Raw genomic sequence first — 19,836 nt, forward strand, 5'->3', positions numbered from 1 at the left:
GTCGGGTGTGTGGCAGCGAATTGTCGGACGGAACCCTGTTCTGCGGCAACTGCGGAAGCTCGGTGACGGCGGCGCGCGTTCGGCCGCCTGCCGTCGCGGACTCCCGGCCCTCCGACACCTCCATCGTGGAGCGGCTGCCCAAGCCGGCGGTCGCCGGACGGTTCCCGGGAGCGGAGCCCCTGGACGACGCGCCGATCCTGGTCGAAGACCTCGACGCCGCGCCCCCGGTCGAGGAGGCACAGGTGACGTACACGCTCAGCTTCTCCACCGGACCGAGCGTCGAGGTGTCGGGCACCGGCCTGATCGGCCGCCGCCCGATCACGCAGCCGGGGGAGCAGGTCGACCAGCTGATCACCGTCGACGACCCGGCCAGGAGCGTCTCGAAGACGCACCTCGAGTTCGGCATCGAGGCGGGGGAGCTGTGGATCTGCGACCGGTACTCCGGGAACGGGACGGTCGCGCATCCACTCGGCGGCGTCGCCCGCCTCTGCGAGGCAGGACGACGCTACCGGGTGACCCGCGGCACCCGCGTGGAGATCGGCGACCAGTGGTTCGACGTCAGCTGAGCTGACGCCGCAGCGCCCCGCCGGGATGCGCGGCTAGGCGAGCGCGTCGGCGACCGTCCCGGAGGTGAGGCCGTGGGCCTCTGCCACGGCGGAGTTGGTCACCGTGCCTGCGTGCACGTTCAGGCCGAGCGCGAGGGAGGCGTCAGCAGACAGCGCCTCGCGCCAGCCGCGGTTGGCGATGGCGCGCGCGTACGGCAGCGTCGCGTTGGTCAGCGCGTACGTCGAGGTGTGCGGCACCGCGCCCGGCATGTTCGCGACGCAGTAGAACAGCGACTGGTGCACTGTGAACGTCGGGTCGGCATGGGTGGTCGGGTGGGAATCCGCGAAGCAGCCGCCCTGGTCGACGGCGATGTCGACGAGCACGCTCCCCGGCTTCATCCTGGACACCAGCTCGTTGCTCACCAGCTTCGGCGCCTTCGCGCCGGGAACGAGCACGGAGCCGATGACGAGGTCCGAGGCGACGACCGCCTTCTCGATCTCGAAGCTGTTCGAGGCGATGGTCTTGATGCGTCCCGCGTAGAGCGCATCCAGTTCGCGCAGGCGGGCGATGTTGGTGTCGAGCACCGTCACCTCCGCGCCGAGGCCGACGGCCACCGAGGTCGCGTTCGTGCCCGCGACGCCGCCGCCGAGCACCGTGACGACGGCCGGGTGCGTGCCGGGAACGCCGGGGACCAGGAGGCCGGGACCGCCGTTCGGCTTGAGCATCGTGTTCGCGCCGACGATCGGGGCGAGGCGTCCGGCCACCTCGCTCATCGGGGCGAGCAGGGGGAGCGCGCGGGACGGCAGCTGCACGGTCTCGTACGCGATGGCGGTGACGCCGGAGTCGATGAGCGCGCGGGTGAGGTTCTCCTCCGCGGCGAGGTGCAGGTAGGTGAACAGCACGAGGCCGGCACGGAAGTGCTGGTACTCGCTCTCGATCGGCTCCTTGACCTTGAGCACCAGGTCCGCGATCTGCCAGGTGGATACGGCGTCCGGCAGGATCGTGGCGCCCGCCGAGGCGTAGAGCTCGTCGGGGATGGAGGAACCGACACCTGCCTCGGTCTCGACGTAGACCTCGTGCCCGTTCGCGACGAGGTCGTGCACGCCGGCCGGGGTGATCGCCACCCGGAACTCGTTGTTCTTGATTTCGCGGGGGATCGCGACCTTCATGGGGCTCCTTACACGTCGACGTGGTGGTTCGATGATCACCCTAGCCCGAACACAACGACGATTTCGACTGTCCCTTGGTCGTATTTGTGCTGATTTCGTGAATTCGCAGGGGAGAGGGCGCGGATTCCGCCAGCGGGCCTCCCTCGGAAGGGGCTGCACAACGGTTTCCCCGTCGAAAACGACGATCCGAAACGGATTTCGTGAAGATTGTGTTTCGGAATGGACGTTTTCCCCATTGGATGATGCGCACAGCACCGGCCATGTGCCAGTATCGACCCACCGCACGGGCACATCGAAGTGCCGGCGGGTTGTTGTGCGTGATCGTGTTCGACCCCGAAGGAGCACCACTCGTGAATTCCAGGCAGCTTCCGCAAGACCCGATGATCCAGAAACTGGTGGAATCCGCCAGGCGTTCTCAGATGACACGCCGCGGGCTCCTCGCCGGTGCAGGCGCCAGCGCTGCGGCGCTCGCCCTGGCCGCTTGCTCCACCGGCGGAGCGTCGAGCAAGCCGACCGCGGCCAAGGACGTGTCGTCGTCGGACAAGACGCTGACCTGGGCCAACTGGCAGGCATACCTCGACCAGGACGACAACGGCAAGTACCCGACGCTCATGGCGTTCGAGAAGCAGACCGGCATCACGGTCAAATACGACGTGGCCGTCGACGACAACAACACCTACTACGCCAAGGTGAAGGACCAGCTCGCCCTCGGCAAGGACATCGGGGCCGACACCGTCTGCCTCACCGACTGGATGGTCGCCCGCCTCATCCGGTTCGGCTACGTGCAGACCTTCGACGAGTCGGCCATCCCGAACAAGAAGAACCTGTCGCCGTCGCTCCAGGATGCCGACTTCGACCCCGGACGCAAGAAGTCCCTGCCCTGGCAGAGCGGTTTCGCCGGCATCTGCTGGAACAAGTCCAAGCTGCCGAACGGCCTCAAGTCGGTCGACGACCTGTGGAAGCCCGAGCTCAAGGGCAAGGTCGGCGTGCTGAGCGAGATGCGCGACACGATGGGGCTGCTCATGCTGCAGCAGGGCGTCGACATCTCGAAGAAATTCAGCGACGACGACTTCAACAAGGCCATCGACAAACTGACCAAGGAGGTCAGCGACGGGCAGATCCGCAACATCAAGGGCAACTCGTACCTCAACGACCTCAAGAGCGGGGACACCCTCGCCGCGATCTGCTGGTCGGGCGACATCACCCAGCTGAACGCCGAGGCCGGAGACAATTGGGAGTTCATCCTGCCGGAGGCGGGCGGCACCCTGTGGAGCGACAACTTCGTCATCCCGATCGGCTCGCCGCGCAAGGCGAACGCCGAGAAGCTGATCGACTACTACTACCAGCCGGAGGTCGCAGCAGAGGTGGCCGCCTGGGTGAACTACATCACCCCGGTGGTCGGTGCGAAGGAGGCCGCGGTCAAGATCGACCCGGAGCTCGCAGACAACCAGCTGATCTTCCCGGACGACACCACCCTCTCGAACGCGCACATCTTCCGCACCCTCACCCCGGCGGAGGAGCAGAAGTACCAGGCGGCGTTCCAGAAGGTCATCCTGGGCGCCTGATGGCACGCGGAGCATTCGCCGAGTCCGGCGCCGACCTGCAGCTGGTCGGGATCAAGAAGCGCTTCCCGGGGTTCACGGCGATCGAGAACCTCGACCTCACCATCCCGGCCGGTTCGTTCTTCGCCCTGCTCGGGCCGAGTGGATGCGGGAAGACCACCACCCTGCGCCTCGTCGCCGGGCTCGAAGAGCCGACGGAGGGCCAGATCCTCATCGGCGGCAAGGACGTCACCAAGACCAAGCCGTTCCAGCGCCCGGTCAACACGGTGTTCCAGAGCTACGCGCTCTTCCCGCACATGACCATCCTGGAGAACGTGGCGTTCGGGCTGCGCCGCCGCAAGATCGGCGACCCTGTACAGAAGGCGCACGAGGCGCTGCGCCTGGTGGAGCTCGACCACCTCGCCTCCCGGCGGCCCGCCCAGCTGTCCGGCGGTCAGCAGCAGCGCGTCGCCCTGGCCCGCGCCGTCGTCAACCGGCCCGCCCTGCTGCTGCTCGACGAGCCGCTCGGCGCGCTCGACCTCAAGCTGCGCCGTCAGATGCAGCTGGAGCTGAAGTCGATCCAGAACGAGGTCGGCCTCACCTTCGTGCACGTCACGCACGACCAGGAGGAGGCCATGACGATGGCCGACACCGTCGCCGTGATGAACAAGGGCGAGATCGAGCAGATGGGCGCACCCGCTGTGCTCTACGAGCTTCCGGCCACGGTGTTCGTGGCGAACTTCCTCGGCCAGTCCAACCTGTTCGTCGGCCCGATCCTGGACGGGGGAGGAGACGTGCTCGGCGTGGATGTGGCCGGGCAGCGCATCCAGGTTCCCCGGTCGCGCGCTCAGCGGCACACCGGAACGGTCACGGTGGGCGTCCGGCCGGAGAAACTGTCGCTGTTCTCCGACCCGTCCGCGATCCCCGGCGGCTCGAACATCCTGGGTCCAGGCCGGGTGATCGACGTGTCGTTCAGCGGTGTGAGCACGCAGTACCTGGTGCAGGTGCCCGGAGCAGGCTCGATCGTCGTGTTCGCGCAGAACCTGTCGAGCGGTCCCGTCGCCACCCTCGGCGGCGAGGTGTGGATCGCGTGGGACCCGTCGCACACCTTCGTGCTCGCCGACGAACCACCGGCGGACGGCCGGTTCGCCGACGACTCCGACACCCAGATGATCGCGACGCAGGCCAAGGAGCGCATGCTGACGGAGCTCGAGGAGGCCTGATGGCGCTCGCCACGTTCTCGTCGGCCGCACCGCCGACGGCGCAGGACCAGGAGCCGCCGCAGCGGCGCAGGAGCGGCATCGCGCTCGTGCTGCTGCTTCCGGGCATCCTGTACCTGGTGCTGTTCTTCCTCACGCCGCTGGTGTCGCTCATCATCACGTCGTTCCAGACTCCCGTGGTGGATGGGGACATCGGGCAGTACCAGGCCGCGTTCCAGTGGCAGAACTACACGGACGCGATCGCGGAGTACTGGCCGCAGATCATCCGGTCGTTCGTCTACGCGATCATCGCGACGGCCGCCGCTCTGGTGATCAGCTACCCGCTGGCGTACTTCATCGGCGTGAAGGTGCGGAAGTATCCGCTGCTGCAGAACCTCCTGATGACGCTCGTCATCGCACCGTTCTTCATCAGCTTCCTGCTCCGCACGCTCGCCTGGAAGCAGCTGCTGTCCGACGACTCCTGGTTCACCAGCTCGCTCAAGGCGCTGTCGATCCTGCCACCGGATGCGCACGTCACCGGCACGGCGTTCTCCGTCATCTTCGGTCTGACGTACAACTTCATCCCGTTCATGACGCTGCCGCTGTACTCGACGCTCGAACGACTGGATGTGCGCTACCTGGAGGCGGGAGCCGACCTGTACGCGAGTGCCTGGACGACGTTCCGCAAGGTCACCATCCCGCTGTCGATGCCCGGCATCGTCTCCGGCACGCTGCTGACCTTCATCCCGGCGGCCGGCGACTACATCAACGCGTCGCAGGACTTCCTCGGCGGCTCGGACACCTCGATGATCGGTAACGTCATCGAGACGAACTTCCTGGTGCTGCAGAACTACCCGACGGCCGCGGCCATGTCCGTGGTGCTGATGGCGGTCATCCTGGCGGTGGTCGGCGTCTATGTGAAGCGCAGCGGGACGGAGGATCTGCTGTGAAGGGCTTCAGATTCAAGGGCCTCGGCCTCGGCGTCTACGCGTTCCTCGCGCTGGCGTTCCTGCTCATCCCGATCGTCTACACGTTCATCTTCTCGTTCAACGACGCGCTCAAGAACAACATCGCCTGGCGCGGGTTCACCTTCCGCAACTGGACGAACGTCTGCGACGCCGCCGGCATCTGCGACGCGTTCATGGCGAGCATCATCATCGGCATCGTCGCCACCGTCATCGCGACGGTGCTCGGCACGATGATCGCCATCGCGCTGATGCGCTACCGCTTCCGGTTCCGGTCGCAGACAAGCCTGCTGCTGTTCCTGCCGATGGCGAGCCCGGAGGTCGTGCTCGGTGCCGGCCTCGCCGCGCAGTTCCTCAGCCTCAGCGTGAACAAGGGCTTCGGCACGATCATCATCGCCCACGTGATGTTCTGCATCAGCTTCGTGGTGGTCACGGTGAAGGCGCGCGTCGCGAGCCTGGACCCCGCGCTGGAGGAGGCGGGACGCGACCTGTACGGATCCCCGATCGCCGTGTTCTGGCGCATCACCTTCCCGCTGCTGCTCCCCGGCATCCTGTCGGCGGCGCTGCTGTCGTTCTCGCTCAGCTTCGACGACTTCATCATCACCAACTTCAACGCAGGTGCCGTGACGACGTTCCCGATGTACATCTACATCGCGGCGTCCCGCGGCATCCCCGCCCAGGCGAACGTGATCGCCTCCGCCGTGTTCATCATCACCATTCTCGTGGTGCTGATTACCCAGCTCACGGCGGCGGCACGAGCGAAACGGCTCGCCAGGAACGTGGGCTGACCGCTTCCGGTACCCGAGCCGAAGCACCCAGACCCCCAAAGGCGAGACGACCCGACAGCACCCAGCTGCCGGGTCGTCACGTCGTTCAGAACAGGGCGCCCGGGCCCCGCAGAACCCCGGATGCCGCTGCCCCGGCCAGGATCGCCGCCAGCACGGCGAGCGAGACGGCGAAGAACACGGCGTCCGTCGTGTCGAGCGGCACCGGCCGCCAGACGGTCCTCGGACTGCGGCCGAGTCCGCGCAGCTCCAGCGTGCCTGCCACCCGTTCTCCCCGGCGGATCGAGCCGACGAGCAGCGCGAATACGGCGGCGGCCAGCAGGCGCGGTCGCGCCCTGCGTCGTCCGGAGCGGCCGACCGGGCTGCGCACGAGCTGCGCCTGCCTGATCGTCGTCCATTCCGCTCCGAGGTCTTGGAGCATCCGGTATCCGGCGAGGATCGCGTACGTGACGCGCACGCTGAGCCCGGCGTGCTGGTGCAGGCTGTTCACCAGGGCGACGCCGTCCGTCGAGACGAGGAACGCGACGGCGAGCAGGCCGGTGAGCATGGTGCGTCCGGCGAGCGCGAGCCCGACCAGCACGCCCTCGGTCGTGACCCTGAGCATCCCGGCTTGCCAGAGCACATCGCCCGGCCGGGTGAGGACGTTCACCACGAAGACGCTGACGGCGAAGAGCAGGAACGGCGCGAGCGACCGGGCGAGCGCCGTCACCCGCATCCCGGTGCCGGCCACGACGGCGGCGAACGCCACCAGCAGGAGCACGGCGGGCGTGACGGGGTCGAGCACGAACATCACGGCGACGGACACCACCAGCATCAGTAGGAGCTTGACGCTCGGGTTTCGTCTGGCCAGCGGCGAGTCGGCCACCTCTCGCACGAACGACGCGGTCACGACGGCACCCGCGCCCGGTCGACGGCGGTGACCGCCGCGCGCAGCTGGGCGGCGGTGTCGCAGCGGGCGGCGAACCAGCGCAGCAGCCGGGAGGGATGCACGCCCGCCGCGTCGACCAGGTCCGGCCGGGCGAGGAGCCCGGGGAGGTCGCCGTCGTATGCGATGCCGCCGTCCGCCACGACCACGACGCGGTCGGCCAGAGCGGCGACGAGCCGGAGGTCGTGGCTGGCGAACACGACAGCGCGCCCGGCGTCCGCCGTGCGGCGCAGCACCTCGGCGACGGCGACGGTGTCCCTCCTGTCGAGACCGAAGGTCGGCTCGTCCGCCAGCAGCACGCCGCGGGCATGGGCGAGCATCGCCGCGAGGCTCAGGCGGCGCTTCTCCCCGCCGGACAGCTGGTGCGGGTGCCGCTGGGCGAGTGCGGTGAGGCGGTGCTCGGTGAGGATGCCCTGCACGTCCAGGCGTCGGATGCTCCGCGCAGCCAGGCCGTAGACCAGTTCGCGCTCGACCGTGCCGGCGACGAACTGGTGCTCTGGATTCTGGAAGACGAGCGCGGGACGGTCGCCCTCCACCCGTCCGGCGAGCGGCCGGAGCAGCCCGGCGAGCGTGCGCAGCACCGTCGACTTGCCCGCACCGTTGGCGCCCAGCACCGCGACCGTCTCCCCGGCGTGCACGGCGAGGTCGATGCGGGAGACCGCCGGGGCGCCGCGGCGGCCCGCCGTGACACCCACCGCCGTGAGCACCGCGTCGCCGAGCGGGCGCCCGGCCGTCTCCGCTTCCGCCTCTGCCCGCTCCGGGATGCACGAGGAGAGGAAGTCGTCGAACGTCCCGTCCTCCACGCGGCCCTCCCTGCCCGTGATGGCCTGCAGCTCGGTGTCGAGCGGCAGCCAGCAGCCGAGCGAATGCAGCCGCGCTGCGTTGGCGGAGAGGACGGCGTCGGTCGGTCCGTCCATCAGTACCGTCCCGTCGTCGCCGACCGCGACGGCCCGCTCCGGCAGCCCGGCCGTCCCCGCGTCGCCCGCGAACTCGTCCAGCCGGTGCTCGACCAGCACGACGGCCGGGCTTGTCTCGCGCACCGCGTCGTCGATCGCCTGCCGGACGGCGCGCACGCCGCGCGCATCCAGCATCGAGGTCGGCTCGTCGAGCAGCAGCACGGGCGGTTCGCCGACCACGGCGGCGGCCAGCGCCACCCGCTGCAGCTCGCCGCCGGACAGCTCCGCCGTCGAGCGCCCCTCGAGCGCCGCGGCCCCCGCCAGCCGGAGGGCGGAGCGCACCCTGCCGTCGATCTCGGAGGGAGGCACCGCCGCGTTCTCCAGGACCAGGGAGAGTTCGGCATCCACCTGGGGGAGGCACACGCCCGCAGCGGGATCCTGACCGACCATCCCGATGACGGGGGAGCGCTCCACCACGGTGCTCGCCTCCGTGACGCCGTCGCCGATCCGCACGGACCCGTCGAGCACGGCGTGGACGCTGTGCGGGATGCTCCCCGCCAGCACCTGCAGCAGCGTCGACTTGCCGGAGCCGGACGGCCCGAACACCAGCACGCGCTCACCGGCGGCGACCCGGAGGTCCACGCCGTTCAGCACGGGATGCTCCTGCCGCCGGTAGCGGACGGCGACGGCGTCGAGCGCGATCACCTGGCCGCCGCCGCGTCCCGTCCGATGGCGAAGTTGTCGACGGCGCCGGTGCGCTCCACCGCCCGCACCAGCACCTTCGCGAGCAGCCCGCCGATGATGGCGCCGGACAGCACCTGGATGATCAGCCTGGTCCAGAACAGGTCGGTGCCGTACCAGCCCGCCCGGAACGCCGAGTAGAAGAACACCGCACCGGCCCCGAGCGCGCCGGACAGCGTGTACCGCAGCCAGCCGAACCGCCGGTAGCGCCCGGCCGCGAACGGCAGCTCGCTGCCAGCACCCTGGATCGCGGCCGCGATCAGCAGCGTCGGCCCGACGGCCGAGCCGAGGAACACCACCTCGATCACGGAGGCGATCACCTCCGCCAGCACGCCGGCGAACGGCCGCCGCACGATCGCGATGGCGAGCGGCGCCACCAGCAGCCAGCCGCCGAGCAGCACGTGCTGCACCAGGTCGCCGAACGGTCCGGCCAGCGCGGACAGGGCGATCCAGCCCTGCACCAGCGCCCAGTAGAGAAAGCCGAAGACGACCCCGAGCACGACGACCAGCATCAGATCGCGCAGCGACCAGCCTCGCCGGACACCGGCGCTCATCGGGTCACGCTCGGGCTGTTGACGGAGATGGTGGCGTGCGTCGTCACGTGCGCGACGGCGCGGCCGACCGCCGCCCAGGTGCTGGCGATGGTGCCGACGATGTCTGCGAGGTCGCCGGAGAGCCTGGTGACGTAGTGGTCGCTGCCGACGTACGTGCCCTTCGCTTTCGCGTCGTCGATGGCCGCGTAGATGTCGCGCATGTGGTCGGCGGTGCGCTCAGGGGTGCCGTGGTCGTCGAGCGGGTAGAGCGCCCACTGGGCCAGCGCATCCACGCCGGTCTGCGGCACGTCCAGCGGGGCGTCCGAGAACACTGGGGGATGCTCCGGACGCTCGCAGGTGACCTCGCCCGGGCAGCCGCGGGAGAGCATCACGGTGGCGACGACATGGTGGCCGCCGGCGGAGGCGGCGGAGATCAGGGCGCTGAAGTAGCGCGCGATGTCCTGCTCGTGGCCGGTGACCCAGGTGCTGATCGGGTCGGTCTCGACCGTCAGCCCGGTGCTTGGCGTTGCGTCGAGAGCGCCGAGGATGACCTCGACGTAGTCGTCGCTCATCACCGAGAGGGTGATCCTGCCGCCGACGCCGAACGCGCGCGGCTCGATGGGTGGGGTGGGTGTTGCGTGCACTGTCGTGCCCTTCCTGTCGGAGGTGGGGCACGGGAAACACCGTCGCGGACGCGACGATATGCGAGAATTCAGCCTCCCTGCGCTGGCATGATCCAGATCAGGTTCGACGGTCGAAGCGTTCGACGCTTCCTCTCAGCCCGGTTCACCGGACTCCCGTGTTCGGGACCACCTTAGCGCGGTCCCGGACACGGGGCGTACGTCACGGGGCGTGCGTCACACGTACGACGCGCGGATCTCCCCGACCTGCTCGCCGCGGCCGTACACCGCGAGGTCGAGTCTCGGAGCGATGGCGTCGACCGCCTGGCGCTCGATCGCCCCGGCATCCGCCAGCAGCGACAGGGCGACGATGCTCGCCGCGCGCAGGCTGCCGTCGAGGATCTTGAGCGCGACGGTGGTGCCGTCGGGGGCGGCCATCACCATCACGCCCTCTGCGCCGAGCTTGGCGAAGACGCCGAGCTCGTCGATCACCAGGGTGTTGGCGCGTCCGGGGCCGTCGATCGCCCAGCCGTTCGCCAGCACCGCGTTCTTGAGCGTCGCCGCGTTGCGGTAGAGCGCGAACGGGGAGCCCTCCGATGCGGTGGCGATGCGCTGGATGCCGCGGGCGAGGGTGCTGAGGGCCATCGCGAACACCGGGGCTCCGCAGCCGTCGATGCCGGTCGCGACGACCTTGTCCCCTGTCAGCCGCTCGACCACATCCCGCACCTGCTGCTGCATGGGGTGCTGCGGGTCGAGGTAGCTCTCGGTGGGCCAGCCGTTGACCATGCAGGCCAGCAGCATGGCGGCGTGCTTGCCCGAGCAGTTCATGAACAGCGGCTGCTTGTGGTCGCCTGCCCGGATCGCGTCGTCGCGTGCCGCAGTGTCGAGCGGCCAGTCGTTCGGGCACTGCAGGGCGTCCTCGGTGAGCTGCGCCTGCGCGAGCAGGCCGCGCACGACGGACAGGTGGGCGGGCGTCCCTCCGTGGCTGGCCGTGGCGAGCACGGCCGCGGCGCCCTCCAGCGGGACCCCGGCGCCCATGACCGCGATGGCCTGGAACGGCTTCATGCTCGACCGGGGGAAGACGGGTGCGCTCGGTGCGCCGAGCGACCGGACGACGCTGCCGTCCGGTCCGAGCACGATGGCGGAGCCGACGTGCCGGGACTCGATGAAACCGCTGCGCTCGACGACCGCCAGCTCGACGGCCTCCTCGCCGGTGAAGACGGCGGGGCTCACAGGGCGGAGAAGGCGTCGTCGAGCACCTGGACGGCGTCGGCGATCAGTGCGTCGGAGACGGCCAGGCTGGGCAGGAAGCGCAGGACGTTCCCGTACGTTCCTGCCGACAGGACGAGCAGCCCATGCTGGGCCGCGTACGCCACGATGGCGGTGACGGCCTCAGGGTTCGGCTCCTTGCTGGTGGAGGCCGTGCCCGGCTGCACCAGCTCGATCGCCAGCATCGCGCCGATGCCGCGCACGTCGCCGATGATGTCGTACTTCTCCTGCAGGGCGAGCAGCGCCGGCTTGAGGGTGTTCTCGATGCGCTTGCCCTCGGCGAGCAGGTGGTTCTTCTCGATCGACTCGAACACCGCGACGGCGGCCGCGGCGGCGACCGGGTTGCCGCCGAAGGTGCCGCCGAGCCCGCCGGGCTGCGCGGAGTCCATGATCTCGGCGCGGCCGGTGACCGCCGCGAGGGGGAGACCGCCGGCGATGCCCTTGGCGCTCAGCACCAGGTCGGGCACGAGACCGAAGTGCTCGCTGGCGTAGTACGCACCCGTGCGCGCCATGCCGCTCTGGATCTCGTCGGCGATGAACACGACGCCGTTGGCCGTGCACCACTCCTGCAGGGCGGGCAGGTAGCCGTCCGCGGGCACCATGAAGCCACCCTCGCCCTGGATGGGCTCGACGACGAGGCAGGCGAGGTCGGATGCGCCGACGACCTTCTCGAGGTATGCGATGGTGCGCGCTGCCGCCTCCGCACCGCTGAGACCGTCGTGATACGGGTACGAGCTGGGGGCGTGGTAGACGTCGCCGGCGAACGGGCCGAAGCCGGTCGCATACGGCATCGCCTTGAAGTTCATCGCCATCGTGAGGTTGGTGCGCCCGTGGTACGCGTGGTCGAGCACAGCGACGGCACGGCGGCCGGTGTGCTTGCGGGCGATCTTGACACCGTTCTCCACGGCCTCGGCGCCCGAGTTGACGAGCACCGTCTTCTTGGCGTGGTCGCCCGGCGTGTGCGCGGCGAGCAGCTCGGCGACGCGCACGTACTCCTCGTACGGCGTGATGGTGAAGAGCGTGTGGATGACGTCCTGCAGCTGAGCGGCAGCAGCATCCACGACGGCCGTCTCGGTGTGGCCGACCGTCGTCACGCCGATGCCGGCGCCGAAGTCGACGAACTGGTTGCCGTCGACGTCGACCAGGATGGCGCCGTTCGCCTTGGCGATGTAGACGGGAAGGGTGGACGAGACGCCGGTGGGAACCACTGCCAGGCGTCGCTGGTGCAGCTCCTGGGACTTCGGGCCGGGTACGGCCGTGACGATTCGGCGTTCTTGCGCAACGCTGTAAACGGGCGCGCTGGTGCTCAGAGTGTCGGTCATGATGAGACGAGTTTAGCTCCGGTGGCAGAATCGGACCATGAGGCTCGAGCACAGCTACGCGATCGACATCGAATGGACCGGCAACCGCGGAACCGGGACGAGCGGCTACAAGGACTACGGGCGGGAGCACGTCGTCACGGCCGAGGGGAAGCACCCCATCGAGGGCTCGGCCGACCGCACGTTCTTCGGCGACCGCGACCGCTGGAACCCCGAGGAACTGCTGCTCGCGGCGCTCAGCCAGTGCCACATGCTCAGCTATCTTGCCGAGGCGGCACTGGCCGGGGTCGTCGTGGTGGGATACACGGATGCAGCGACCGGAGTGATGGAGCAGACCGGCAACGGGGGAGGCCACTTCACCAGCGCCACCCTGCGCCCCCGCGTCACGATCGCCGACCCTGCTCAGGCCGAGCTGGCCGCCTCCCTGCACGCCCCTGCCGCGGCCAAGTGCTTCATCGCGGCGTCGGTGAACTTCCCCGTCGCCCACGCCCCCGAACTCCTCACCCTCGCCTGAAAATCGAGTCCGAAGTTATTCACGCGACGCGCCGGTTGCGGGCGTGAACAACGTCGGACTCGATTGCTATGCGTGGCGGGTGCGGACGGAGGCCGGGCTCGGGGTGGGGGCGGACGCGCGCTCCTCCTCTGCCCAGCGGTGGATGGCGGCCGCCCAGCGGCCGTCGCGGGTGAGCGGTGGAGGCTGCTCGGTGCCGGAGTCGCGGCGGGTGCGGAGCAGTGCCTGTTCTCGTTCGCGCTCGCCGAGTTCGGCGATCGACGTCAGCCACAGTGTGAGCGGATGCATGATAACCACCTAACTTGTTTTGGTGGTTAGAGCATACAGTAACCGGTTATCGAGTTACAATGGTTACATGCGTACGAATGCAGTCGAGCTCGGTGCCGACCTCCTGGTCGACTTCCTCAACACCTACGACGTCGAAGACGGCGTCGACGCGATCGACGACGTCGCCGGATTCGCCGCCTGGGCGGAGGCGCGCGGCGTCGAGCCGGGCGACATGGAGGAGGCCAGGCGGGTGCGGGATGCGCTGCGCTCCGTGATCGACGGAGACGCAGCAGCCCTCCCGTCGGTCGAGCTGCAGACCACCTGCGGGGAGCGCGCCGTCGGCCTCACCGCCCGCACCGCGGCGCAGGCGGCGGTCGCGAGCTCGGTCATCCTGAGCATCCAGGGCAGGCTCGAACGCGTGAAGCTGTGCGGGGCGGACGACTGCCGCTGGGCGTTCTACGACAAGTCGCGCAACGGATCACGCACCTGGTGCAGCATGGGCGTCTGCGGCAACAGGCAGAAGGCGCGCACCTACCGCTCGAAGGCGACGGATGCGGAAGCCGACACCGACGCCGCTGACGCTACCGACGCTCGGGGTGGAACGCCCGCTTGACGCGCTCGACCGCGTTGGCCGGGGGAGCCTCGTTGTACCGCTCGGCCAGCTCCTGCCCCGTGAGCCCGTGGATGGCCGCCATGATCTCGTCCGTCGCCTGACGGCGAGCGCGACCAGACTCCGCCGACCCGTACGTGCTCACGTCGATCGGCTCGCCGAACTTCACCGTGAACTTCCGGATGCGCGGCACCTTCGAGCCCACCGGCTGCAACTCGTTCGTGCCGATCAGGCCCACCGGCACGACCAGTGCGCCCGTGGTGAGGGCGAGCCAGGCGACGCCCGTCCGCCCCTTGTACAGACGTCCGTCGAGCGAGCGCGTGCCCTCCGGGTACAGCGCGAACGCCGCTCCGGTGTCGATGATCCGCTTGGACTGGTCCAGCGCATCCTGAGCGGCCTGCCCTGCGCCGCGCTCGACGCCGACGGCTCCGATCGCCGTGAAGAACGTGCGGGACACCCAGCCCTTGAAACCGGTGCCCTCGAAGTAGTGCGACTTGGCGAGGAACTGCACGCGCCGCGGAGCCATCAGCGGGATGACGATGCTGTCGATGAACGACAGGTGGTTGCTCGCCAGGATGATCTTGCCGGTGCGCGGCACGTTCTTGCGGCCGATGATCGTCGGCCGGTAGAGCAGCCGGGCGACGGGCCCGATGACCGAGCGCCCGAGCAGGTAGACGAAACCGGGCTTCTTCACCTCGGTCGTCCCATCGTCGGGTGCGGTCTGTGTCACGGATACGAGCGTAGTCTCGGGTGTATTCCGGGAACGGAATGCGTGCGGCCTCACCCGCCGTCGAACGGCCGGACCGGTTCGCAGCCGAACCCGCCGGTGTAGATCAGGCAGGCCGGGACGAACCCGGCGAACCGCACAGCGAGGGGCGAGCCGAACCAGGCGTTGTACAGCCGGGAGAAGTTGAGGTTGCCGAACGTGGAGCACGCGCCGGCCGGTCCCGTCGGCTTCGCCAGCGTCTCGGCGTTCGGCTGGTACGGCGTGTAGTTGTAGAGGTTGGCCGTCGCCTGGTTGGCGATGGTCACCGTGCTCGTGCCGCAGGTGGCGTCCGGGTGGTACTGGATGCTGTTCTTGCCGATCCGGTATCGCCAGTCACCGGGATGCACGGTGTACTCCCGGAACTGCCACGCCGCCCGGTACACCTGGTTGAAGAACCCGAAGAACTTCGCGTCGCACTCCGCGGTGTCCGGGCACGCGTATCCCGTTGCCTTCTGGTATCCGGATGCGCTCGGCGCGGTGAGCAGCGACTGCTCCTTCTGCAGCAGCACGAGCAGCACCCGCGGGCTGATCGTGCACGCGGCGGCGACCCGCGCGATGACGTTGCTCGCCCGCTCGTTGCGCTGGCCGCGGAGCGCCGTGCAGCGCTCGGGGGAGGCCGCGACATCCGGGGTGTCGACGCGGTAGCGCGACAGGCAGGGCACGCCGTCCTTGGGTTTGCACGGGCGAGCGGCCAGGAACTTCTGGATGTCGGCCTGCGTCATCGAGTTCGGGTTGAAGAAACTGTCGTCGCTGATGATGTCGCCGGGATCGAACGACGCCTTCTGCTCGGCGAACACGCCGACGGCGGGCACCAGGGTGAAGACGGCGGCCAGGGCGGCCACCCCGGAGAGTGCGCGCCACCGTCGGCGAAGGAATCCCACGTCAGGCTCAGCCGAAGGTGGCGAGGGCTTCTTCGATCACGGACGCCGCGTCGTCGATCAGCTCCTCGCTGATGACGACCGACGGCAGCAGGCGCAACACGCTGTCCCAGCTTCCGGCGTCGAGCGGGATGACGCCGTTCGCGGTCGCGTGCGCGAGGATCGCCTTCAGCGCATCCGGGTTCGGGGTCTTCGTGCCTGGGATGACCAGCTCGACGCCGAACATCGCGCCCTTGCCGCGCACCTCGCCGACCACGGCGAAGCGGTCCGCCCAGTCGCCGATGCGCGCCCAGAGCGCCTTCTCGACCCGCTGCGCCTCGGCGAGCAGGTCCTCTTTCTCGAAGACATCGAAGACGGCGAGCGCTGCCGCGGTGGAGACCGGGTTGCCGCCGAACGTTCCTCCGATGCCGCCCGGCTGCACAGCATCCATGATCTCGGCGCGGCCGGTGACCGCCGCGAGCGGGAAGCCGCCCGCGATGCCCTTGGCGCTCGTGACGAGGTCGGGGACGACGCCGTGGTGCTCGATCGAGTACCACGTGCCCGTTCGGCCGATACCCGCCTGGATCTCGTCGGCGACGAAGACGATGCCGTTCTCCGTGCAGAACTCGGACAGCCGCTTGAAGTATCCGGGGGCCGGGATGATGATGCCGCCGTCGCCCTGGATCGGCTCGACGAACAGCGCCGCCAGCTCGGTGGCTCCGATGTGGGTGTTGATGTAGTCGATGGTGCGCTCTGCCGCCTCCTCGCCCGTCATCCCCTCCGGGTCGCGGAACGGGTAGCTGATCGGCACGCTGTAGATCTCGCCGGGGAACGGGCCCATGCCCGCGCGCTCCGGCCAGGGGCGGTACGTCATCGCCATCGTCAGGTTGGTGCGGCCGTGGAAGGCGTGATCGAGCGTGGCGATGGCGCGGCGGCCGGTGAACTTGCGGGCGATCTTCACCGCGTTCTCGACGGCCTCCGCACCCGAGTTGACCAGGATGCTGTGCTTCTCGAAGTCGCCGGGGGTGATCTCGGCCAGCTTCTCGGCGACGCGCACGTAGTTCTCGTACGGCGTGACCGTGAACAGGGTGTGCGTGAGTTTCGACGCCTGCTCGAACGCGGCGGCGGCGACCTCGGGATGCGCGTGACCGATGGTCGTGACGCCGATGCCGCAGCCGAGGTCGATCAGCCTGTTGCCGTCGACGTCGACCAGGATCGCGCCGGAGCCGGACTCCATGTAGATGTTCGCGAGGGTGCCCGCCCCGCGGCTGACCGACGCGACCCTGCGCTCCTGCAGCTCGATGGAGCGAGGGCCGGGAAGAGCGGTGACGAGGTTGCGGGTCTGCGGGACCGAGAATTCGCGAGTCATGTGTTCCATCGTATGCGGCGCTCGCTGTCAGGTTGGGCAAAGGAGGATGCGGCAGACTGGGTACTCCTGCCCGCATTCCGGAAAGTATCACTGTGCGCAAAACTCTCTCGATCGTCACCGCCGCCCTCGTCGTGGCCGGGCTCGCCGCCTGCAGCTCGGGGGCGCCGAGTAGTCCGACACCGGATGCGAACGGGTGCCTGAACATCCAGCCGGGTGACGCGTCGAAGTCGATCACCGTGGATGGGAAGTTCGGTGCGACGCCGAAGGTCACCATCCCGACGCCGCTGAAGACCACGGACATCGAGCGCACCGTCGTGATCAAGGGCAACGGAGCAGTGGTCAAGGGCGGAGACAGCATCGGCATCGCGCTGGTCGCATACAACGGCACCACCGGCAAGGAGCTGACCCCCGCCGCCGGTTTCGACGGCCAGCCGGCGCAGTCGATCAAGGTGGACGACAAGGCGTTCGTCCCTGGGCTCGTCCGCGCCGTCGAGTGCCTGCCGCTCAAGTCGCGCGTCGTGCTCACCTCCACCACCAAGGAGGCCTTCGGCGATGCGGACGTCTCGTCGCTCAAGCTCAAGGCCAGCGACCCTGTCGTCTTCGTCGCCGACCTCGTTGAGAAAGAGCCGACCAGGGCCACCGGCAAGTCCGTCACTCCGCCTGAGGGCTTCCCGACGGTGAAGCTCGCGAAGGATGGCGCGCCGACGGTCACTATCCCGAAGACCGACCCGCCCACCGAGACGAAGATCGGCGTCCTCAAGCAGGGCGACGGCGCAGAGGTGAAGGCCACCGACACGGTCACCATCCAGTACTCCGGCCTGCTCTGGCGCAATGGCCAGGTCTTCGACTCCACATGGGCGAAGGGGCAGGCATACTCCGGCGTCGCCTCCCAGTTCGTCCCCGGATTCACCAAGGCTCTCGTCGGCCAGAAGGTCGGCTCGCAGATCATCGCGATCATCCCGCCCGCCGACGGCTACGGAAGCAAGGGCAACGGCGACATCAAGGGCACGGACACGATGGTGTTCGTGGTCGACATCCTGAAGGCCGTGAGCTAGCGCTTCGCGTGACCATAAAATATAAAAATAAGAGACACTAGAGGTCTGAAGTTCGTTACGTTTATTTGAACAACGACACGTTGTTCAACGAAGAACGGAATGAACTGGTGAATAGAAGATCGATCTTCTTTGTCACGCTTGCCGCCGCGATGCTCTGCGTCCCTACTGCGGCAAACGCGAGCGAAAGCGCGCCGAACACCATCGAGGCGTCCTCGGGCGTCGCGGTGCTCGACGTGAGCGAGCGTGCCACGAACGCTGAACTCCACCGCCTGTCCGGTACCCAGACGAAGGATGAGATACAGCGGCTGAAGGCTCTCGGCCTAGGAACAGCCGTTCTCGTGGATGGTGAAACTGGTGAAGAGCTCGCGGCGGTGCACACCGAACCGGATGCTCGGACTTCGCGCGCGATCTCGATCCTGGGGCCGGGATGTTCGCTCACGAGCACGTGCATGAAGACCGCTGACGGTGTACCCCGCGGATACACCGGAACGGGGACCATGACGATGAGCATCCCCGGAGTCGTATCGTTTGCAGCAGGGGATCGCGATAGCAGCATCAAGACGGCGACCGGCACCACGCACTCGGTCAAGCGAACGTTGATGATCTACTTCGCCCAGCAGCAGACGGCGAAGGCGGTTACGCGGTCCTGACCGGGCCGCCCGACTCGATTCGAGCGCCGTCGGGGAGTCCTGGCGGCGCTCGGAGCTGTGGGCGGCTCGACCACCGCTGTAGTCGGCACCATACGATGAGTTCGTGTCCAACGTGCGCAGAGTCATCATCCTCGGTTCCACCGGTTCGATCGGCACCCAAGCCCTCGACGTCATCCAGGCGAACCCCGACCGCTTCACCGTGGTCGGGCTCACCGCCGGCAGCAACGCGGACGAGCTCGCCGCGCAGGCCGAGCGGTTCGGGGTGCGGGAGACCGCGCTCGGGGCCGACGACTCCGAGCGGCTGGTGCGCGGCGTCGAGGCCGATGTCGTGCTCAACGGGATCACCGGCTCCGTCGGCCTGGGCCCGACGCTCGCCGCGCTGGAGACGGGCGCGAGCCTGGCACTCGCCAACAAGGAGTCGCTGATCGTGGGCGGAGCGCTCGTGAAGGCGGCGGCCGCCCCTGGGCAGATCGTCCCCGTCGACTCCGAGCACTCCGCCATCGCGCAGGCGCTGCGTTCCGGCACGCACAGCGAGGTGCGGCGGCTGGTGCTGACCGCATCCGGTGGGCCGTTCCGGGGCAGAAGCCGCGCATCCCTCGCGGACGTCACCCCCGGGGAGGCGCTCGCGCACCCCACCTGGGACATGGGACTCGTCGTCACCACGAACTCGTCGACCCTGGTCAACAAGGGGCTCGAAGTGATCGAGGCGCACCTGCTGTTCGATGTGCCGTACGACAGGATCGAGGTGACGGTGCACCCGCAGTCCGTCATCCACTCGATGGTGGAGTTCGTGGACGGCTCGACCATCGCGCAGGCTTCTTCTCCGGACATGCGGCTCCCGATCTCGCTCGGCCTCGACTGGCCGAACCGGGTGCCGGGCGTCGGCGTCCCCCTCGACTGGACCGCCGCGCACAGCTGGACCTTCGAGCCGCTCGACGCCGAGGCGTTCCCCGCCGTCGCGCTGGCGAAACGCGTCGGAGAGGCGGGGGAGACGTACCCGGCCGTGTTCAACGCCGCGAACGAGCAGGCCGTCGCCGCCTTCCACGCCGGGGCCATCGGCTACCTCGACATCGTCGACACCGTCGAACGGGTGGTGGAGGCGCACCGCCCGGCCGGCGAGCTCACCCGCGAGAGCCTCGCGGAGGCCGAGCGCTGGGCGCGGGATGCCGCCGACCGGTTGATCGCCGCCGCATAGCTTTACCGCATAGCTTTCCCCCGGCTGGTTCCAAGCTGATCGCGGCTA

Annotated in this window: 21 protein-coding genes and 1 riboswitch; of the genes, 10 read left to right on the forward strand and 11 right to left on the reverse strand. The window is 68.8% G+C overall.

Annotated features, from left to right (window positions below):
• Positions 1 to 20: 20 nt before the first annotated feature.
• Entirely contained in the window at positions 21 to 566 is a 546-nt protein-coding gene (locus HF024_RS06750; protein WP_247597339.1) for a hypothetical protein, read from the forward strand.
• Between the two features lie 33 nt (positions 567 to 599).
• Here HF024_RS06750 and ald read toward each other — a convergent pair whose 3' ends face one another.
• Positions 600 to 1,715 (reverse strand): alanine dehydrogenase, encoded by a 1,116-nt coding sequence (gene ald, locus HF024_RS06755; RefSeq protein ID WP_085369356.1) that lies wholly within the window; start codon positions 1,713 to 1,715, stop codon positions 600 to 602.
• A 419-nt stretch (positions 1,716 to 2,134) separates the two neighbouring features.
• On the opposite strand from ald, the gene HF024_RS06760 reads away from it, so the two are divergent.
• The 4 genes from HF024_RS06760 to HF024_RS06775 are packed head-to-tail and all read left to right on the forward strand — an operon-like array spanning position 2,135 to position 6,208.
• On the forward strand, positions 2,135 to 3,280 hold the full coding sequence (locus HF024_RS06760; RefSeq protein WP_247597340.1) for a spermidine/putrescine ABC transporter substrate-binding protein: 1,146 nt from the start codon (positions 2,135 to 2,137) through the stop codon (positions 3,278 to 3,280).
• A complete protein-coding gene (locus HF024_RS06765; protein WP_168689062.1) occupies positions 3,280 to 4,479 on the forward strand; it encodes an ABC transporter ATP-binding protein in 1,200 nt (399 codons plus the stop codon). Before HF024_RS06760 ends, HF024_RS06765 begins: the two co-directional genes overlap by 1 nt.
• Complete coding sequence (locus tag HF024_RS06770) at positions 4,479 to 5,405, forward strand: ABC transporter permease (protein ID WP_085369354.1); 927 nt, start codon at positions 4,479 to 4,481, stop codon at positions 5,403 to 5,405. The genes HF024_RS06765 and HF024_RS06770 overlap by 1 nt, the downstream gene beginning before the upstream one ends.
• On the forward strand, positions 5,402 to 6,208 hold the full coding sequence (locus tag HF024_RS06775; protein WP_085369353.1) for an ABC transporter permease: 807 nt from the start codon (positions 5,402 to 5,404) through the stop codon (positions 6,206 to 6,208). Before HF024_RS06770 ends, HF024_RS06775 begins: the two co-directional genes overlap by 4 nt.
• An 85-nt stretch (positions 6,209 to 6,293) precedes the next feature.
• Here HF024_RS06775 and HF024_RS06780 read toward each other — a convergent pair whose 3' ends face one another.
• The 6 genes from HF024_RS06780 to gabT form a co-directional block, all read right to left on the reverse strand.
• Positions 6,294 to 7,094, reverse strand: a complete 801-nt coding sequence (locus tag HF024_RS06780; protein WP_168689063.1) for an energy-coupling factor transporter transmembrane component T — start codon at positions 7,092 to 7,094, stop codon at positions 6,294 to 6,296.
• Positions 7,091 to 8,731 carry an ABC transporter ATP-binding protein gene (locus HF024_RS06785; RefSeq protein ID WP_168689064.1) on the reverse strand — a complete coding sequence of 547 codons (1,641 nt, stop codon included), beginning with the start codon at positions 8,729 to 8,731 and terminating at the stop codon, positions 7,091 to 7,093. The genes HF024_RS06780 and HF024_RS06785 overlap by 4 nt, the downstream gene beginning before the upstream one ends.
• Positions 8,728 to 9,321: an ECF transporter S component gene (locus tag HF024_RS06790; RefSeq protein ID WP_085369350.1), complete on the reverse strand. Its 594-nt coding sequence runs from the start codon at positions 9,319 to 9,321 to the stop codon at positions 8,728 to 8,730. The genes HF024_RS06785 and HF024_RS06790 overlap by 4 nt, the downstream gene beginning before the upstream one ends.
• Positions 9,318 to 9,944 (reverse strand): Ykof family thiamine-binding protein, encoded by a 627-nt coding sequence (locus HF024_RS06795; protein ID WP_247597341.1) that lies wholly within the window; start codon positions 9,942 to 9,944, stop codon positions 9,318 to 9,320. Before HF024_RS06795 ends, HF024_RS06790 begins: the two co-directional genes overlap by 4 nt.
• Positions 9,945 to 10,001: 57 nt before the next feature.
• Positions 10,002 to 10,111, reverse strand: a riboswitch (TPP riboswitch).
• Between the two features lie 46 nt (positions 10,112 to 10,157).
• The gene (locus HF024_RS06800) at positions 10,158 to 11,153 is read right to left on the reverse strand and encodes an asparaginase (RefSeq protein ID WP_168689065.1); all 996 of its coding nucleotides are present in this window, start codon (positions 11,151 to 11,153) and stop codon (positions 10,158 to 10,160) included.
• Positions 11,150 to 12,511, reverse strand: coding sequence for a 4-aminobutyrate--2-oxoglutarate transaminase (gene gabT, locus HF024_RS06805; RefSeq protein WP_168689066.1), 1,362 nt, complete (start codon positions 12,509 to 12,511; stop codon positions 11,150 to 11,152). The genes HF024_RS06800 and gabT overlap by 4 nt, the downstream gene beginning before the upstream one ends.
• Before the next feature lie 37 nt (positions 12,512 to 12,548).
• Between gabT and HF024_RS06810 the strand changes: the two genes are divergently transcribed.
• Positions 12,549 to 13,022 (forward strand): OsmC family protein, encoded by a 474-nt coding sequence (locus HF024_RS06810; RefSeq protein WP_168689067.1) that lies wholly within the window; start codon positions 12,549 to 12,551, stop codon positions 13,020 to 13,022.
• 66 nt (positions 13,023 to 13,088) lie between these two features.
• Here the strand turns inward: HF024_RS06810 and HF024_RS06815 are convergent, their stop codons facing one another.
• The gene (locus HF024_RS06815) at positions 13,089 to 13,307 is read right to left on the reverse strand and encodes a hypothetical protein (protein WP_168689068.1); all 219 of its coding nucleotides are present in this window, start codon (positions 13,305 to 13,307) and stop codon (positions 13,089 to 13,091) included.
• Positions 13,308 to 13,374: 67 nt separating this feature from the next.
• On the opposite strand from HF024_RS06815, the gene HF024_RS06820 reads away from it, so the two are divergent.
• The gene (locus HF024_RS06820) at positions 13,375 to 13,899 is read left to right on the forward strand and encodes a CGNR zinc finger domain-containing protein (RefSeq protein WP_168689069.1); all 525 of its coding nucleotides are present in this window, start codon (positions 13,375 to 13,377) and stop codon (positions 13,897 to 13,899) included.
• Here HF024_RS06820 and HF024_RS06825 read toward each other — a convergent pair.
• The 3 genes from HF024_RS06825 to HF024_RS06835 are packed head-to-tail and all read right to left on the reverse strand — an operon-like array spanning position 13,868 to position 16,897.
• Positions 13,868 to 14,626, reverse strand: a complete 759-nt coding sequence (locus tag HF024_RS06825) for a lysophospholipid acyltransferase family protein (RefSeq protein ID WP_168689070.1) — start codon at positions 14,624 to 14,626, stop codon at positions 13,868 to 13,870. The genes HF024_RS06820 and HF024_RS06825 overlap by 32 nt on opposite strands.
• Positions 14,627 to 14,676: 50 nt before the next feature.
• Positions 14,677 to 15,543, reverse strand: coding sequence for a hypothetical protein (locus tag HF024_RS06830; RefSeq protein WP_168689071.1), 867 nt, complete (start codon positions 15,541 to 15,543; stop codon positions 14,677 to 14,679).
• 7 nt (positions 15,544 to 15,550) lie between these two features.
• On the reverse strand, positions 15,551 to 16,897 hold the full coding sequence (locus HF024_RS06835) for an aminotransferase class III-fold pyridoxal phosphate-dependent enzyme (protein ID WP_085369343.1): 1,347 nt from the start codon (positions 16,895 to 16,897) through the stop codon (positions 15,551 to 15,553).
• A gap of 83 nt (positions 16,898 to 16,980) precedes the next feature.
• Here HF024_RS06835 and HF024_RS06840 point away from each other — a divergent pair, with 83 nt between their 5' ends.
• The 3 genes from HF024_RS06840 (at position 16,981) to HF024_RS06850 (ending at position 19,788) form a co-directional block, all read left to right on the forward strand.
• Positions 16,981 to 17,943, forward strand: coding sequence for an FKBP-type peptidyl-prolyl cis-trans isomerase (locus HF024_RS06840; RefSeq protein WP_247597342.1), 963 nt, complete (start codon positions 16,981 to 16,983; stop codon positions 17,941 to 17,943).
• 65 nt (positions 17,944 to 18,008) lie between these two features.
• Positions 18,009 to 18,593 carry a hypothetical protein gene (locus HF024_RS06845; RefSeq protein WP_168689072.1) on the forward strand — a complete coding sequence of 195 codons (585 nt, stop codon included), beginning with the start codon at positions 18,009 to 18,011 and terminating at the stop codon, positions 18,591 to 18,593.
• A gap of 112 nt (positions 18,594 to 18,705) precedes the next feature.
• On the forward strand, positions 18,706 to 19,788 hold the full coding sequence (locus HF024_RS06850) for a 1-deoxy-D-xylulose-5-phosphate reductoisomerase (protein ID WP_210724074.1): 1,083 nt from the start codon (positions 18,706 to 18,708) through the stop codon (positions 19,786 to 19,788).
• The last annotated feature ends 48 nt before the right edge of the window (positions 19,789 to 19,836 follow it).

The sequence above is a fragment of the Leifsonia sp. PS1209 genome, assembly GCF_012317045.1.
Taxonomy (GTDB): Bacteria; Actinomycetota; Actinomycetes; order Actinomycetales; family Microbacteriaceae; genus Leifsonia.

What these genes read in the sequence shown, in the direction of transcription:
- HF024_RS06815 (WP_168689068.1), bottom strand. Translation starts at nt 13,307, where the DNA reads ATGCATCCGCTCACACTGTGGCTGACGTCGATCGCCGAACTCGGCGAG.
- HF024_RS06765 (WP_168689062.1), top strand. Translation starts at nt 3,280, where the DNA reads ATGGCACGCGGAGCATTCGCCGAGTCCGGCGCCGACCTGCAGCTGGTC.
- gabT (WP_168689066.1), bottom strand. Translation starts at nt 12,511, where the DNA reads ATGACCGACACTCTGAGCACCAGCGCGCCCGTTTACAGCGTTGCGCAA.
- HF024_RS06760 (WP_247597340.1), top strand. Translation starts at nt 2,135, where the DNA reads ATGACACGCCGCGGGCTCCTCGCCGGTGCAGGCGCCAGCGCTGCGGCG.
- HF024_RS06770 (WP_085369354.1), top strand. Translation starts at nt 4,479, where the DNA reads ATGGCGCTCGCCACGTTCTCGTCGGCCGCACCGCCGACGGCGCAGGAC.
- HF024_RS06835 (WP_085369343.1), bottom strand. Translation starts at nt 16,897, where the DNA reads ATGGAACACATGACTCGCGAATTCTCGGTCCCGCAGACCCGCAACCTC.
- ald (WP_085369356.1), bottom strand. Translation starts at nt 1,715, where the DNA reads ATGAAGGTCGCGATCCCCCGCGAAATCAAGAACAACGAGTTCCGGGTG.
- HF024_RS06810 (WP_168689067.1), top strand. Translation starts at nt 12,549, where the DNA reads ATGAGGCTCGAGCACAGCTACGCGATCGACATCGAATGGACCGGCAAC.
- HF024_RS06790 (WP_085369350.1), bottom strand. Translation starts at nt 9,321, where the DNA reads ATGAGCGCCGGTGTCCGGCGAGGCTGGTCGCTGCGCGATCTGATGCTG.
- HF024_RS06820 (WP_168689069.1), top strand. Translation starts at nt 13,375, where the DNA reads ATGCGTACGAATGCAGTCGAGCTCGGTGCCGACCTCCTGGTCGACTTC.